We start from the raw sequence: 13,341 nt of genomic DNA, 5'->3' as shown, positions 1-13,341 counted from the left end.
AGGAGATGAGTTCGGACGCGGCCACCGAGGTGTTCGTGCGGCACCGCGAGTTGCTGTTCTCGGTGGTCTACAACATCCTCGGGTCGGTCGCCGACACCGAGGACGTGCTGCAGGAGACCTGGCTGGCGTGGTCGACCCGGGCGGCGGTGGACAACCCGCGCGCGTACCTGGTGCGGATCGCGGTGAACTCGGCGCTGGCCCGCCGTACGACGATCAACCGGCGCAAGGAGGCGTACGTCGGGCCGTGGCTGCCGGAACCGGTGGTCACACCGGTCGATCCGGTCGAGCGGGCCGAGGCGGTGTCGCTCGCGGTGCTCGTCGTACTGGAGACGCTGACGCCGTTGGAGCGGGCGGTGTTCGTGCTGCATGAGGTGTTCGGGTACGCGCACACCGAGGTCGCGGAGATCCTGGACCGGACGCCTGCGGCGGTCCGGCAGTTGGCGCACCGGGCGCGGGAGCACGTGGAGGCGCGGCGGCCGCGGTTCCCGGCGGATCCGCAGGTGCAGCACGAGGTGACGCGACGGTTCGTCGAGGCCGTGGCAGGCGGGGATCTGAACGCTCTGATGGATGTGCTCTCGCCCGACGTCACCCTGTGGGCCGACGGCGGCGGCAAGGCCAGGGCGGCCGGGCTGCACCCGATCCTCGGCCGCGACCGGATCGCCCCACTGATCATCGGCGACCGTCTGCGCCGGCCGCTGCCGGACATCGGCATCCACTACCGAACCGTGAACGGCGACCCGGCCGCGCTGGTGCTGTCGGGGGACACGCCGTTCGCGCTGATCGTGCTGGACGTCGAGGACGACCAGGTGACGGGGATCTACGCGATCACCAACCCCGACAAGCTCGGCGGACTGACATGAGTGCCACCGCAGTTGCCGTCGTGGCGGTGACGGTCGCGATGAACGCGTTCTCGGGGATCGCGGCGCTGCTGCACTGGAAGGCGATCCCGCCCGGCATGGCGAAGGCCGACGTACCGGAATTGTGGCTGACGTTCCCGATCGGAACGCTGAAGACGGCCGGTGCCGCCCGGCTCCTTGCCGGCCTGCTGCTGGACGTGCCGTGGCTGATCGCGGCTGCCGCGGTCGGGCTGGCGCTGTTCTTCGTTTGCGCCCTGTACACGCATGTCCGGGCCGCGGACTACACGGCGCAGTTCGGGCTGGCCGTCGTGTTTCTGGGAGCGGCTGCGGCCTCGTTGGTGCTTACGCTGACTGCATGACAGCTTCGATTCGGGCTGCTGAGGCTGGGGATGCCGACGCGGTTGCTGCTATTTGGTACTCCGGGTGGGGCGACGGGCATCTCGGGCACGTGCCCGAGGAGTTGGTCGCGATCCGGACCAAGGAGTCGTTCTGGACCCGGGCGGCCGAGCGGGTCGCCGACACCACGGTCGCGGTGCAGGGGGACGAGGTAGCGGGGTTCGTGATGGTGGTGGGGGACGAGGTCGAGCAGGTGTACGTCTCCCGCGACCACCGGGGCTCGGGCATCGCCGGTGTGCTGCTCGCCGAGGCCGAACGGCAGGTCAAGGCCAACGGGCACGCCGAGGCGTGGCTCGCGGTCGCCACCGGCAACGCCCGGGCCCGCCGGTTCTACGAACGCAGCGGCTGGTCCGACGCCGGCGCCTTCGACTACCCGGCCACCACCGACTCGGGCCCGATCCCGGTCCCCTGCCACCGCTACGTCAAGCAGGTCTGACGCAGGATTCCCCTGAACTTGGGGCGTACGGCGGATATATCGGCCACCAATGGAGTTAGTTTGCTTCCGCAAGCTTTTCTTCGTGGAGAGGTCACCCATGAACATCCGCTTTGTGCGCTCGTCCGTGCGCTCGTCGGTGCGCCCGTCGTTGCGCTCGTCCTGGCGCCGGCCGTCGGGCCGGCTGATGCTGACCGGCGTCGCCTCGGTCGCGATCGCGTCGGTCGTCGGCGGGGTCGCGTACTCCGCTGGGGTCGCATCCCAGCAGCCGGCCATCCAGACGTCGACACCGCGGACCGAACGCCAGGTCACCAACATCGACGTGCTGCGCCAGCAGTTGCGCAACTACTACGGCGACCCGCTCGGCACCGGCACGTTCGGTGCGGACAGCAACTACGCCAAGGAGGCGAGGTCCGTCGCCGCCGCGGGCACCCGCTGGATCTCAGCGCCCCACCACACCAAGCAGACGAAGGCGATCCTGCTCGACGTCGACGACACCTCGCTGGCCACCTGGAACTACGAGATCGCCAGCAACTGGGCGTACAACCCGGCGACCAACGCGACCTACGTGCTGGACCAGAAGTTCCCCGCCGTACCGGGGATGGTCGACCTCGTGACGACGGCCGAGCGGGAGGGGTACGCGATCTTCTTCCTGACCGGGCGCGGGGTCGCGCAGGAGCAGGCGACGCTGGGCAACCTGACCGCGGACGGCGTCGGTGTCGACGCCGGCTTCCCGAAGCCGACCACGTTGCCGAACGGCGAGGACGGTCTGTTCACCAAGCCGGCGGTCGCGGACTACCCGGACTACCTGAAGAAGGCGTGCGCGAGCGACCCGAACGGGTCCTGCACCACGATCCACTACAAGGCGGCGACCCGCGCCCACATCGAGTCGCTCGGCTACGACATCGTCGCCAACTTCGGCGACCAGTACAGCGACTTCAAGGGCGGGTACGCCGACCGCACCTTCAAGCTCCCGAATCCGAACTACTACCTGCCCTGACCGCGCGGGCCGGCCGGGTCAGCGGACGGCGGTCAGCGGGGGAGCAGGCCGTACAGCAAGCTCTGGAGGGCGTCGCGGAGGTTCGGCTCGAACTCCAGCCGGATCGGGGCCAGCGCGGGATCGGCGTCGTACGCGGCCTGGATGGCGGCGGTGGGGTGCGAGTGGGTCCAGATCGCGCCGGCCAGCATGCTGGCGTTCGCGACGAACCGGGACGCGTTCTCGACGCTGAGTTGCGGGAGGGCGGCGACGACGATCATCAGCAGCCCTTCGTAGCCGCGCAGGGCGTGGCGCTTGAAGTTGAGCGCGACCTCGGTCGAGACATTGCGCTCCAGCACGGCTGCCTGGGCGCTGATCAGGTCGCAGAAGACCGGCCGCGCCGCGAGCGTCCGGACCACGGCGTCCACCAACTGATCACCGCGCTGGGCCGCCGTGCCCTTGGCGTCTCGCAACGCCGCCCGGAGATCGTCGATCCAGGCGTCGAACTCGGTGCCGAAGAGCTCTAGCAGGACCGCCTCGCGGGACTCGAAGTACTTGAGCACGTTGGACTTGGCCAGGCCGACGCGGCGGCTCAGCTCGTTCAGGCTCAGGTCGGCGACCGGCATCTCGGTCAGCATCGTGGCGGCGGTGCCGAGGATCGCCCGGCGCCTGGCCTCCCGCTGCTCCGCACTCCGGGCGCGCTGGAACGTCGTCACCCGCACAGTCTACAGACCAGCGGTCTGTTGTTAACGGACCGCCGGTCTGTTACTGTCGAAGCCATAACAGACCACCAGTCTTTTATGGAGACCATCATGTACGTCGTACCCGACCAGACCGGCAAGCTCGCGGTCGTCACCGGCGCCAACAGCGGCACCGGCAAGGAGGCCGCCAAGCGGCTGGCCGCCGCCGGCGCCCGCGTGGTGCTGGCGGTCCGCACCGTCGAGAAGGGCGAGGCGGCCCGCGCCGAGATCCTCGCCGAGCACCCCGACGCCCAGCTCGAGGTCCGGCGGATCGACCTCGCCGACCTCGCCTCGGTCCAGGAGTTCGCCGAGAAGCTGACCGCGGACGAGCCGCACCTCGACCTGCTGGTCAACAACGCCGGCGTGATGAACCCGCCGAGCCGGATGACCACCAAGGACGGCTTCGAGTTGCAGTTCGGCTCCAACTTCCTCGGCCCGTTCGCGCTCACCGTCCGGCTGCTGCCGCTCGTCCTGGCCGCGCCGGCGCCGCGGATCGCGACCCACGCCAGCGGCGCCGCGAACTTCGGCCGGATCAACTTCGACGACCTGCAGTGGGAACGCGGCTATCGCCGTACGGTGGCGTACTCGCAGTCCAAGCTTGCCGACCTGATCCTCAGCATTCACCTCGCGAAGATCGCCGCCGACCGCGGCTGGCCGCTGCTCAGCACCGCCGCGCACCCCGGCTTCACCCGCACCAACCTGCAGAGCGCCGGCGCCGCACTCGGCCGGGGCAAGCCGTCGCTGCTCAACCGGATCGGCTACCGACTGAGCCCGCTCCCGAGCCAGGGGGTAGAGATCGGCGCCGAGCCGCTGCTGGTCGCGGCAACCAGTCCGGACGCCGAGCCAGGTGCCTACTACGGCCCGTCCGGTCGCCTCGGCCTCGTCGGCCCGGCCACCGTCGTGCACCCACCGAAGAGAGCCCTCGACCCCGAAACCAACGCCCGCCTCTGGCGGACCGCCGAGCAGCTCACCGGCGTCACGCTCCCTACCGGCGTCAAGTAGGCCCTACGCTGCGGGAATGAGCGAGTGGTCGACTGGCGACATCTACGAGTCGTACGTGGGCCGGTGGAGCCGGCTGGTCGCGGCGGAGTTCCTCGGCTGGCTCGACCAGCCCGCCGGCCTGCGCTGGCTCGACGTCGGCTGCGGCACCGGCGCGCTGACCAGCACGATCCTGCGGACGGCGGATCCCGTCTCGGTGCTCGGTGTCGACCCCTCAGAAGGCTTCATCGCGTACGCCCGGCAGACCGTCGACGACGAGCGGGCCGGCTTCGAGGTCAGGTCCGCCGCCGAGCTCCCGGACGGTCCGTACGACGCGGTCGTCGCCGGCTTGGCGCTCAACTTCATTCCAGACCGGGTCGAGGCGTTGCGCCGGATGCGTGAGATCGGTTCGACGGTCGCCGTCTACGTCTGGGACTACGCCGACGGCATGCAACTCATGAAGCACTTCTGGGACGCGATGATCGACGTCCGGCCGCAGGACCGCGACCACGACGAGGGCCTCCGCTTCCCGTTCTGTACGGCGGAGGGGCTCGACGGCCTGTTCACCGAGGCCGCGTTCACCACGGTTGCCACGCGCGCGATCGTCGTACCGACAGCGTTCGCCTCGTTCGACGACTACTGGCAGCCGTTCCTGGGTGGGCAGGGGGTTGCGCCGGCGTATCTGCGCAGCTTGCCCGAGAAGGACCAGGAAGAGCTGCGGGACGCCGTCCGTGATCGGCTGCCGATCGAGGCGGACGGTTCGATCCAGCTGACGGCGAGGGCATGGGCAGCCAAGGCAGTCAGCTGACGTAGTCGCTGCGGAGCAGGCCGAACAGCAGGTCGTCGGTCCACTCGCCTTTGAACCAGGTGTTCGACAGTCGCAGCCCCTCCTGCTTGAAGCCGACGCGCTTCAGCAACCGGGCTGACGCGGTGTTGCGGGCGTCGCACTCCGCCGAGACGCGGTGCAGGTTCCAGTCGACGAAGAGGTGGTCGAGCAGCCCACGCACAGCCTCGGTCGCATACCCCTGGCCCTGGTACGCCGGTGACAGCGTGAACCCGAGCTCGGCCTGCATCAGGTTCTCGTGCAGGTTGAGGCCGAGATCCCCGATCAGCACGCCGTCCAGGTCGATCGCGTACTGGAACCAGCCCGGCGCGGCCGGATCGCCCTCGCTGAAGTCCGCCACCAGCGCGACCGCGGCCGGCAGGCTCACCGGCGCCTCCCACGACTGGTAGCGGGCAACCTCGGGCGCCGACCGGTACGCCGCGAACGCCTCGGCGTCGGCGGTCGTGAAACGGCGCAGTCCCAACCGCTCGGTTCGCACGAACATCCCGCCATGATGTCAAAACCGTGGCCGCGGCTCCGTCTTGTCAGTGAGAGGAGTGCGCCGATGAAATTCCTACTGATCCTGCAGGGCGACACCAGTGGGGACCTGTGCCGCGACGAGTTCGAGGACGTCGCGTACGAGGCCGGCGAGCTGGTCGGCGGCGAGTTGCTCGCCGATCCGCAGTCGGCGGTCACCGTCCCCGACCGAGCCCGCGCGACCCCGATCGATGCCTACTACCTGATCGACGTGGAGAACCGGGCCCGCGCGGTCGAGCTCGCGCAGCTCCTGCCCGACGCACGCGCGGCCGGGCGGTCGGTGGAGATCCGCGCGGTCATGCACTCGACCGCTGCCGACCTCTAGCCGTCCTTGACCACCTTGAACCTGAGGTTGGAGGCGAGTGGGTTCTCCGTCAGGCTCAGGCGTTCGAGGCGGACGGTCCGGCCACCGGCATGCTCGAACAGGCGGGTGCCGTCGCCGAGCATGACCGGCGCGTAGCAGAGCAGGACCTCGTCGAGCTCACCTGCCACGATGCACTGCCTGGCGATGTTCGCCCCGATCACGTTGACGTACCCGTCGCCGGCCGCGTCCTTCGCCATCGCGAGCGCCTTGGCGAACTCGTCGACGTACGTCACTCCGGGCTCGGGAGCGGCCGGTGGGCGGTGGGTGACGACGAAGATCGGTCCGTCCCAGCCGCCGCCGAACGCCTCGCCCTCGCCCTGCTCGCCCTTGTGCGGATCATCCCCGTCGTGGGACCGCCGGCCGACCAGCAGCGACCCGATCCGCGGGATGAGCTCCTCGACCTCCGGGTTCGGGCCGAGGTACGGCCGCATCCACTGCATGTCGCCGCCCGGCCCGCTGATGAAGCCGTCCACCGACATCGTCACCGAGTACAGCACCTTCGCCATCACAAACCTCCGGCTCGCTCGTCCTTACCCATCTTGAGACGAGCGAGCCGGGACAAACTCATCGCGGCCCGACGTCCGCGGGAGTCAGTGGGCGGTTCAGCGGCGCGGACGGGCTGTACTCGTCGGCGCCGACGTCGGCCCGGCCGGTGCGCGGATGGCCGTCGAGGTCGCGAGTGCCGCTCGGGTAGGTCTTGCTCGCGGCGTCGATCGCCGGGCTCGTCGAGCTCAGCCGGCGGATGCCGTCGGAGCCGGTGGCGAGCTTCGGATCCTTGCGGCTGAAGCCGCCGGGGATGTTGCCGTCGGCGGCGTCGCCCCAGCAGATGTTGCCGGACCAGCTGATGCCGTCCAGGTACGGCATCGACACCAGTTGCCGGCCGGCGTCGCCGAGCAGCAGGTTGTCGGCGATCGTGCAGTCGCGCGGTGGCAGCGTGCGCTGCGACTCACCGCTGATCGCCGTACCGCAGGACAGCACGGTGTTGAGGGCGATCGTCACCCGGTCCGGCGCGTCGTTGCCGCGGCGGCTCTCCGGCGAGTCCTCCGGCTTGTGGTCCTGCACGTTGCCGCTGCCGAGCACGACGCCGGAGCCGCCGACCCGCTCGAGGTAGTTGCTGATCACCAGGTGGTCGTTGCCGTAGATCCGGATTCCGTTGCTCCCGGCAAGGATGAAGTTGCCCTCGACCCGGGTCCGGTTGCCGTGCCGGAGCACGATCCCGCCGAGGCTGTCGCGGATCGTGTTGTGCCGGATGGTGTTCGCCGACGACTTCACCGAGATCGCCTCCGGGTCGCCGTCGACGCGCTCGAACAGGTTGTACTCGACCACGGCGCCGGCGTCGCTCAGCGACCGCCCGCTCAGCCCGAGCCGGATCGGCTCGCCGCCGTTGTCGCCGGCGAAGGTGTGGTCGGAGAAGTAGTTCCGGGTGATCCGCACCCCGCGCGCCATCCCGTCCGAGCCGGGACCCTCGACCCCGAGGAAGACGCCGAGGGTCGACTTGCCGTGGAAGTGGTTGCGCTCGACGGTCGAGTGGTCGCCGCGGATCATCAGCCAGTGCAGGCCCTCGACGTCGGCGAGCTGGAAGTCGTTGCGGCTGATCCGGACGTGATGGCAGCTGGTCGGCACCTCGAACGTCGTACCCTGCCGCAGCTTGAAGCCGCTCACCGCGACGTACGACGAGTCGCCGAACACGAACCCGCGGCTGCCGGTCAGCGTCACGCCGCCCACCGACTCGGCGCGCACGGTGATCAGGGCGTCCGCGGTGCCGCGCTTGCCCTGGATGGCGATCGTCTGGCCGTCCGGTACGGCGTACGTCCCGTTGGCGAGCACGATCTCGGCGCCCGGCCGGGCCGCGGCGATCGCCTTGCGGAGCTCGTCGAGAGTGCGGGCCCGGACCGGTCGGGCGAGGGCCCGGGCGGGTGGGACGGCGACGGCCGTGGTGGCGAGACCGGCGCCGACTGCGGCGAGGAAGGTACGGCGGTGCATGGGCGGTCCTCCGGTGGTTCGGGGCGGTGATCCGGATGGTGGCGCTCAGTCTGTGGTCGGCGCAGCGGTCTTGGCAAGCGTTTACCGAGGAAGTCGCCGAGATCTCCCGTCCGGTGGGACGCAAGCGGCCTGTGGTTCCGCGACACAGCCCCCGGTGCGCCGGCCGGAAGTGGTCCGGGTAGCCTTCCCGACAATCAGGCTTTTCGGATTTTCGCAGCGTTTCGGACCGCCGGCGTTCGGAGGGCGGACGGAGGTGGACCCGGGTTGGATCGGGATGCCGGGCGCCGGTCCACGTCGTACCACCGGGCCGCCGACGCGACGAGCGTCGACGTGAACCGGCCGTCCCAGGCCCGGCTCTACGACCTGTTCCTCGGCGGCAAGAACAACTTCGAGGCGGACCGCCGGCTCTACCAGGAGCTGGTCCGGATCGCCCCCGAGGCGCCGCTGCTGGCGACCGAGAACCGGCGCTGGCTGGCCGAGGCGGTCGGTCTGATGGTCCGCGACGGCGGCGTCGGCCAGTTCCTCGACCTCGGCTCCGGCCTGCCGACCGCGCAGAACACCCACGAAGTCGCGCTGCGCGCGGATCCGGCAGCCAAGGTGGTGTACGTCGACAACGACCTGACCGCCGTCTCGCACGGCCTGGCGCTGCTCGCCGACGACCAGCACGCCTACTTCGCCGACGCCGACCTGACCGACCCGGCGGGCGTCTTCCGGCACCCGGTCGTCTCCGGCGCGCTCGACCTCGACCAGCCGGTCGGGATCGTCCTCGGCCTGGTCCTGCACCTGGTCCCCGACGACGACCAGGTACGGCGGATCATCGCGGACTACCTCGACACCGTGCCGTCCGGCTCGTGGCTGGCGATCAGCCACCCGGTGAACCCGCGCGACGGCAGCCGGCTGGCCGACTTAGCCGGCTCGCTCGAGGACAAGCTGAAGGACGCCTTCCCCGACGTCCGGTTCCGGACCGCGGACGAGATCGCCGGGCTTCTGGACGGTCTCGACCTGGCCGGACCCGGCCTGGTCGACCTCGCCGGCTGGTGGCCGGCGAACGCGCAGAGGCTCGACCCCACCGGCACCGCCCGGCTGCTCCAGGTCGCGGCCGGCCGCAAGCGCTGACCAAATCACTGGTGCGGCGGCCGTCGGGTGGCCGATGATGGGCCGCATGACTCCGAAGGCCGCTGCCGCTCACTGATCGCGCGACACCCCGCGCAGGATCACGCCCGTCGCCCGGCGGGCCCTTCAGCGTGCAGCCCTTTCAGCCTTGGAGCTCATCACCTATGCACACCCTGCCGTCGCAGGCGTGGGTCGAGATCGCGTGTGACGAGTCGGGATTCTCCGGGAGCAACCTCCTGGATCCCGAGTCGCCCGTGATCACCCACGCCGGCGTGGATCTCGCCGTACCGGAGGCCGCCGAGCTGGTCGCCGTCCTGCGGTCGTCGTTCCGCCGCCGCGGATACACCGAGTACAAGTCCAACCTGCTGCTCCGGCCCGGGCAGCGCGCCGACCTCGAGTGGTTCCTCACCGCGTTGAGCGGGCGGGCGCACGTCCACGTCATCGACAAGACCTGGTACGTCGCCCGCCGGGTGATCGAGTTGCTCGTCGCCGAACCGTCGTACGGCGCGGGCACAAGCCTGTCCGCCGATCACGACGCGGCCGCGCTCGGCATCTACCAGGCGGCGAACCGGACCGAGTTCCTGGACGCGTTCCTCCAGCTGACGCGGACGAAGCGGATCCGGCTGCTCGACCACGCGCTCATCGACCGCTTCTTCGCCACGATTCCACCCGGCGTCCCGGCGCTGCGCGACCTGACCCGCGCGCACGTCGAGGGCGTCGTACGGCGGCTGATCGACGACGATCCCGCGATCCCGCCGCCGCTCGAGCCCTTGGTGCCTGCGCTTGCGGAGACCGCGCTGTTCTGGAGCGCCGGTCGCCGGTCGGTCGCGGTGGTGCACGACGAGCAGAGTGCGCTGACCAAGTGGCGCGTCGCCCGGCTGCGGACCTACCTGGCCAGTGCGGTGTTCCCCGCTCCGACGCCGTTGTTGACGGTGACCCAGGTCGACTCGCGTCGCGATCCTCGGGTGCAGGTGGCCGATCTGCTCGCCGGCATCGCCCGCCGGATGCACGCGCGGCCGAGCGACCTGCTCCGGCCTTACCTGGTGGGCGGGCTCTACCCGCCCACCACGCTGGATCAGCCGACCGGCTGGCGGGTGTAGGAGCGGGCGACGTCGATGCCGAGGATCTCGGGGCGGCCGGCCGGCTCGGGTCCGAGCACCTTGGCCAGCGCCGGGCCGAGGCGTTCGGCGAAGAACCGGTCGGCGTGCTCCTTGGTCGTCCAGAGGGTGACCACCCGGAGCCCGTCGGCCGTGGTGCCGACGTACCGGGCCTCCAGACCCTCGACCTGCTCCTCGCCGAGCTGGTCCAGGACCTTGTCGAACTGCTCGATCGCCGCGAACGGCGGGGTGGCGACTGCGATCCACTGCATGATTCCTCCTCGATGAGTTCCGACACCGCTGACGCTAGGGATCGGGCCGCCGGACCGAATCCGCCGGATCACTCATTCGGGGTACTCATCGCCGGCTGGACCAGGCGGCGATCTGGCTCCGGGTGGCGAACCCGAGCTTGGTGAGGATGTGCTGGACGTGGTTCTGCGCGGTCCGCTCGGAGATCACCAGCCGCTCGGCGATCTGCCGGTTGGTCAGCCCTTCGGCGACCAGTCCGGCGACCTCGAGCTCGCGGACGGTCAGGCCGTGGGTCTCGCCGCCGTTCAACCGCGCGACGAGCACCTTGACCCGCTCTGCGTACGCCGACATACCGAGCATGTCGACCAGCCGGGCCGCCTCGGTCGCCGGCGGCCGGGCCCGATCCTGGTCACCCGGCCGATCCCGGGTGAACAGCGTCCAGGCGAGGTGGTACTGCGCCTCGGCGACGAACCCGGCCGCACCGGCGGTCTCGGCCAGTTCGACGGCCGTGGTGAGATCGTCCACCGCGGCATCCAGCCGCCCGAGGGCCGCAGCGGCCCTTCCGATCGCAAGCTCCGCCGGTCCCATGTAGGCGACACCGTTGCCGACGGCATGCTCCCCGCGGAACGGCTGCAGCCGGTCCAGCAGGACGGCGAGATCGTCGTACCGGCCGAGTCCCAGACAGGCCAGCGTCGCGTAGACGTACGCCGGCAGCACGAAGAACGCGGGCAGCGACCACGAGTCGATCGGTCCTGCCTGCCGGTACGACGATGCCGCCTGCTCGGGCGAGTTCGTGCAGAGCAACAGATGCGCCCGGGACAGCAGCGCGAGCGTGACGAACCGCGGTGGCGGCGTGAACGGCTGCTCGGCGAACCGGCGGATCTCCTCGCTGGGACCGACATGTCCGGCCAAGGCGAGCTGCAGGGCGAAGTACGCGCCGGTCGCCGGCGCCGGCTCGATCGGGCGCATCCGATCGAACCCACGTCGGGCGATCACGGCCGCTTCCGTGTAGAGGCCGCGCGCCTGCGCGATGCAAGCGGCGATCCGGTCGTGGTGCCAGGCGGCGACCGGTCCGCCGAGGCGATCGACGGCGACCCGAAGGCGGGGGAGTTCCTCGGCCGCGGCAGCCAGGCGGCCGCTCTCGATCAGCGCGTCGAGCCGCCAGATCGCTCCCCACATCTCGGCCCGCGGGTTGCTCGTCCGCTTGGCCAGTTCGAGCATCTCGGCTGCGAGCCGCAACCGCTCGGCGCGACCTTCGGGACCTGGGCACGCCTCCTGCCGCGCACGCAGCGCGTCCGCCAGCGCCCGATCGTCCTTCGAGGTCCGAGCCAGGTCGAGCGCCTCCGAGCTGATCGCGTCGAGCCGGTCCTGTTCACCGTCGTAGAAGGCCAGATGGCTGCGCAGCGCCAGCAGACGGGCGCGCAGCGCCGGATCGACGTTGTGCGCAAGCGCCTCTTCACACAGTCGCTTGGCGGTGGCATTGATCGTCGGATCGGGCACGGCCTCGAGCACCAACGCCGCCTCGGCCGCCTGCTCCGGACTCTGCGCCGCTGCCGCCGCGTCGACCGCGGCCTCACAACATGCACGCAGCTCACCGGCCAGGTACGCCGCCTTGCCCAGGGCAATCAAGATCTCGCAGCACTCGGTCGGGTCGATCGGCCGAGTCGTCAACGCCTGCCGATAGAGCCGAACACCCTCCTCGTAGGCGAGTCGACGTACGGCGTCCTCGGCCGCGCGGACCATCCACAGCCTGGCGACCGTCCCGTCGCCGTACTGGGCCAGGACTGCGTGGTGACTGGCGATCGTGGCCAGGTGGTCCTCGGGATCGACCTCCAGCGCGGTCGCGACGGCTCGATGGAGCGCCGTCCGTTCGGTGGTCGACAGGGAGGCCTCGACCGCGTCTCGCGTGAGGGCGTGCACGAAGCGGAAGTCCTGGTCCAACCGGTCGACGAAGCCCAGAGTTGTCGCCTCGTCCACCAACGGGAGGCAGTCGTCGACCGGTCGTTGCAGCGTCGCGGCAACTGTTCGGAGCCGGAAGTCGCGGCCGACGATGGCGGCTGCCTGAACCAGGCGGCGGCAGTCGTCCGAGGCCCGGTCGAGCCGGGTGCCGACGATCTCCCGCACCGAGCGCGGCGGTGGCTCGTCGGGACGCCAGGAGCCGTCGGCGATCGCGCGGGCGAGCTCCCGGACGAACATCGGGTTGCCGCCGGTGACGTCGTACACCGTTGCCGCCAGCCCCGGGTCAGTGGTTGCCGGTGACAACTGTTCGGCGACCTCGGTAGCGGCCAGGGCGTGCAGGTCCAGGCGTTCGGCCGCGGAGAGGTCGCCGAGTCCGGTGGTCTCGCGGGCGGTGGCGAGGATCAGCACGTGCAGGTTCGCGAGGTGGCCGGCGAGTTGCCGCAGCACCAGGAGGGACGGTTCGTCAGCGCGGTGCACGTCGTCGAGGATGACAACGAGGCCGTGGTCGCCGGCGGCTCGCCGTACCTCGTCGGTGACTTGCTCGAAGAGCCTGAAGCGGTCGTCTCCGGTCAGTACCTCGTCCGCGTCCACCTCGAGAGATCGCAGGACCTGCCGCCAGGGCCAGTAGGCGGGTGCGCCCTCGGTCTCGGCGCACCGTCCCCAGGCGACGGCGGCTCCCTGGGCGAGGGCTACGCCGGCGACTTCCTGCGCCAGCCGGGTCTTGCCGATTCCGGCCTCGCCGGTGCAAAGCACCAGACGCCCGCGTCCCGCGCGTGCCTCGTCCACCCAGCCCCGCAGCGCCTGCAGCTCCCCCCGGCGCCCCACCATCGCCATGG

General features: G+C 70.6%; 15 protein-coding genes. 9 read left to right on the top strand and 6 right to left on the bottom strand.

What is annotated here, in order from left to right; all coding sequences use genetic code 11:
- Positions 1-5 precede the first annotated feature (5 nt).
- The 4 genes from sigJ to ACWCOV_RS32955 all read left to right on the top strand — a co-directional run bounded on the left by sigJ (position 6) and on the right by ACWCOV_RS32955 (position 2,686).
- A complete protein-coding gene (gene sigJ, locus ACWCOV_RS32970; RefSeq protein ID WP_449833254.1) occupies positions 6-860 on the top strand; it encodes an RNA polymerase sigma factor SigJ in 855 nt (284 codons plus the stop codon).
- Positions 857-1,216: a DoxX family protein gene (locus tag ACWCOV_RS32965; RefSeq protein WP_449833253.1), complete on the top strand. Its 360-nt coding sequence runs from the start codon at positions 857-859 to the stop codon at positions 1,214-1,216. Before sigJ ends, ACWCOV_RS32965 begins: the two co-directional genes overlap by 4 nt.
- Positions 1,213-1,689: an N-acetyltransferase family protein gene (locus tag ACWCOV_RS32960; RefSeq protein WP_449833252.1), complete on the top strand. Its 477-nt coding sequence runs from the start codon at positions 1,213-1,215 to the stop codon at positions 1,687-1,689. Before ACWCOV_RS32965 ends, ACWCOV_RS32960 begins: the two co-directional genes overlap by 4 nt.
- A 97-nt stretch (positions 1,690-1,786) precedes the next feature.
- On the top strand, positions 1,787-2,686 hold the full coding sequence (locus tag ACWCOV_RS32955; protein ID WP_449833251.1) for an HAD family acid phosphatase: 900 nt from the start codon (positions 1,787-1,789) through the stop codon (positions 2,684-2,686).
- Between the two features lie 32 nt (positions 2,687-2,718).
- Here ACWCOV_RS32955 and ACWCOV_RS32950 read toward each other — a convergent pair whose 3' ends face one another.
- On the bottom strand, positions 2,719-3,378 hold the full coding sequence (locus ACWCOV_RS32950; protein WP_449833250.1) for a TetR/AcrR family transcriptional regulator: 660 nt from the start codon (positions 3,376-3,378) through the stop codon (positions 2,719-2,721).
- Positions 3,379-3,462: 84 nt separating this feature from the next.
- On the opposite strand from ACWCOV_RS32950, the gene ACWCOV_RS32945 reads away from it, so the two are divergent.
- Together ACWCOV_RS32945 and ACWCOV_RS32940 are read left to right on the top strand one after the other, a co-directional pair.
- The gene (locus tag ACWCOV_RS32945) at positions 3,463-4,404 is read left to right on the top strand and encodes an SDR family oxidoreductase (protein ID WP_449833249.1); all 942 of its coding nucleotides are present in this window, start codon (positions 3,463-3,465) and stop codon (positions 4,402-4,404) included.
- Between the two features lie 16 nt (positions 4,405-4,420).
- A complete protein-coding gene (locus tag ACWCOV_RS32940) occupies positions 4,421-5,188 on the top strand; it encodes a class I SAM-dependent methyltransferase (RefSeq protein ID WP_449833248.1) in 768 nt (255 codons plus the stop codon).
- Here ACWCOV_RS32940 and ACWCOV_RS32935 read toward each other — a convergent pair.
- Positions 5,181-5,708 carry a GNAT family N-acetyltransferase gene (locus ACWCOV_RS32935; protein WP_449833247.1) on the bottom strand — a complete coding sequence of 176 codons (528 nt, stop codon included), beginning with the start codon at positions 5,706-5,708 and terminating at the stop codon, positions 5,181-5,183. The two genes, ACWCOV_RS32940 and ACWCOV_RS32935, sit on opposite strands and share 8 nt — an antisense overlap.
- Positions 5,709-5,768: 60 nt before the next feature.
- Here ACWCOV_RS32935 and ACWCOV_RS32930 point away from each other — a divergent pair, with 60 nt between their 5' ends.
- Positions 5,769-6,065 carry a YciI family protein gene (locus ACWCOV_RS32930; protein ID WP_449833246.1) on the top strand — a complete coding sequence of 99 codons (297 nt, stop codon included), beginning with the start codon at positions 5,769-5,771 and terminating at the stop codon, positions 6,063-6,065.
- On the opposite strand, the gene ACWCOV_RS32925 is transcribed toward ACWCOV_RS32930, so the two are convergent.
- Positions 6,062-6,610: a dihydrofolate reductase family protein gene (locus ACWCOV_RS32925; RefSeq protein WP_449833245.1), complete on the bottom strand. Its 549-nt coding sequence runs from the start codon at positions 6,608-6,610 to the stop codon at positions 6,062-6,064. The two genes, ACWCOV_RS32930 and ACWCOV_RS32925, sit on opposite strands and share 4 nt — an antisense overlap.
- Before the next feature lie 58 nt (positions 6,611-6,668).
- The gene (locus tag ACWCOV_RS32920; RefSeq protein WP_449833244.1) at positions 6,669-8,087 is read right to left on the bottom strand and encodes a polysaccharide lyase 6 family protein; all 1,419 of its coding nucleotides are present in this window, start codon (positions 8,085-8,087) and stop codon (positions 6,669-6,671) included.
- Between the two features lie 264 nt (positions 8,088-8,351).
- Here ACWCOV_RS32920 and ACWCOV_RS32915 point away from each other — a divergent pair, with 264 nt between their 5' ends.
- Both ACWCOV_RS32915 and ACWCOV_RS32910 read left to right on the top strand, forming a co-directional pair.
- Entirely contained in the window at positions 8,352-9,203 is an 852-nt protein-coding gene (locus tag ACWCOV_RS32915; RefSeq protein WP_449833243.1) for an SAM-dependent methyltransferase, read from the top strand.
- Between the two features lie 161 nt (positions 9,204-9,364).
- A complete protein-coding gene (locus ACWCOV_RS32910) occupies positions 9,365-10,300 on the top strand; it encodes a DUF3800 domain-containing protein (protein WP_449833242.1) in 936 nt (311 codons plus the stop codon).
- Here ACWCOV_RS32910 and ACWCOV_RS32905 read toward each other — a convergent pair.
- The gene (locus tag ACWCOV_RS32905; RefSeq protein ID WP_449833241.1) at positions 10,276-10,569 is read right to left on the bottom strand and encodes a hypothetical protein; all 294 of its coding nucleotides are present in this window, start codon (positions 10,567-10,569) and stop codon (positions 10,276-10,278) included. The two genes, ACWCOV_RS32910 and ACWCOV_RS32905, sit on opposite strands and share 25 nt — an antisense overlap.
- An 85-nt stretch (positions 10,570-10,654) precedes the next feature.
- Positions 10,655-13,339, bottom strand: coding sequence for an ATP-binding protein (locus ACWCOV_RS32900; protein WP_449833240.1), 2,685 nt, complete (start codon positions 13,337-13,339; stop codon positions 10,655-10,657).
- Positions 13,340-13,341 lie beyond the last annotated feature (2 nt).

Source organism: Kribbella sp. NPDC002412 (assembly GCF_053592935.1).
This window is presented reverse-complemented; position numbering and strand designations above follow the sequence as displayed.

Coding starts and splice junctions, on each gene's coding strand:
- ACWCOV_RS32925 (WP_449833245.1), bottom strand. CDS start 6,610: ATGGCGAAGGTGCTGTACTCGGTGACGATGTCGGTGGACGGCTTCATC.
- ACWCOV_RS32935 (WP_449833247.1), bottom strand. CDS start 5,708: ATGTTCGTGCGAACCGAGCGGTTGGGACTGCGCCGTTTCACGACCGCC.
- ACWCOV_RS32955 (WP_449833251.1), top strand. CDS start 1,787: ATGAACATCCGCTTTGTGCGCTCGTCCGTGCGCTCGTCGGTGCGCCCG.
- ACWCOV_RS32945 (WP_449833249.1), top strand. CDS start 3,463: ATGGAGACCATCATGTACGTCGTACCCGACCAGACCGGCAAGCTCGCG.
- ACWCOV_RS32910 (WP_449833242.1), top strand. CDS start 9,365: ATGCACACCCTGCCGTCGCAGGCGTGGGTCGAGATCGCGTGTGACGAG.
- ACWCOV_RS32905 (WP_449833241.1), bottom strand. CDS start 10,569: ATGCAGTGGATCGCAGTCGCCACCCCGCCGTTCGCGGCGATCGAGCAG.
- ACWCOV_RS32900 (WP_449833240.1), bottom strand. CDS start 13,339: ATGGCGATGGTGGGGCGCCGGGGGGAGCTGCAGGCGCTGCGGGGCTGG.
- ACWCOV_RS32965 (WP_449833253.1), top strand. CDS start 857: ATGAGTGCCACCGCAGTTGCCGTCGTGGCGGTGACGGTCGCGATGAAC.
- ACWCOV_RS32930 (WP_449833246.1), top strand. CDS start 5,769: ATGAAATTCCTACTGATCCTGCAGGGCGACACCAGTGGGGACCTGTGC.
- ACWCOV_RS32960 (WP_449833252.1), top strand. CDS start 1,213: ATGACAGCTTCGATTCGGGCTGCTGAGGCTGGGGATGCCGACGCGGTT.
- ACWCOV_RS32920 (WP_449833244.1), bottom strand. CDS start 8,087: ATGCACCGCCGTACCTTCCTCGCCGCAGTCGGCGCCGGTCTCGCCACC.
- ACWCOV_RS32940 (WP_449833248.1), top strand. CDS start 4,421: ATGAGCGAGTGGTCGACTGGCGACATCTACGAGTCGTACGTGGGCCGG.
- sigJ (WP_449833254.1), top strand. CDS start 6: ATGAGTTCGGACGCGGCCACCGAGGTGTTCGTGCGGCACCGCGAGTTG.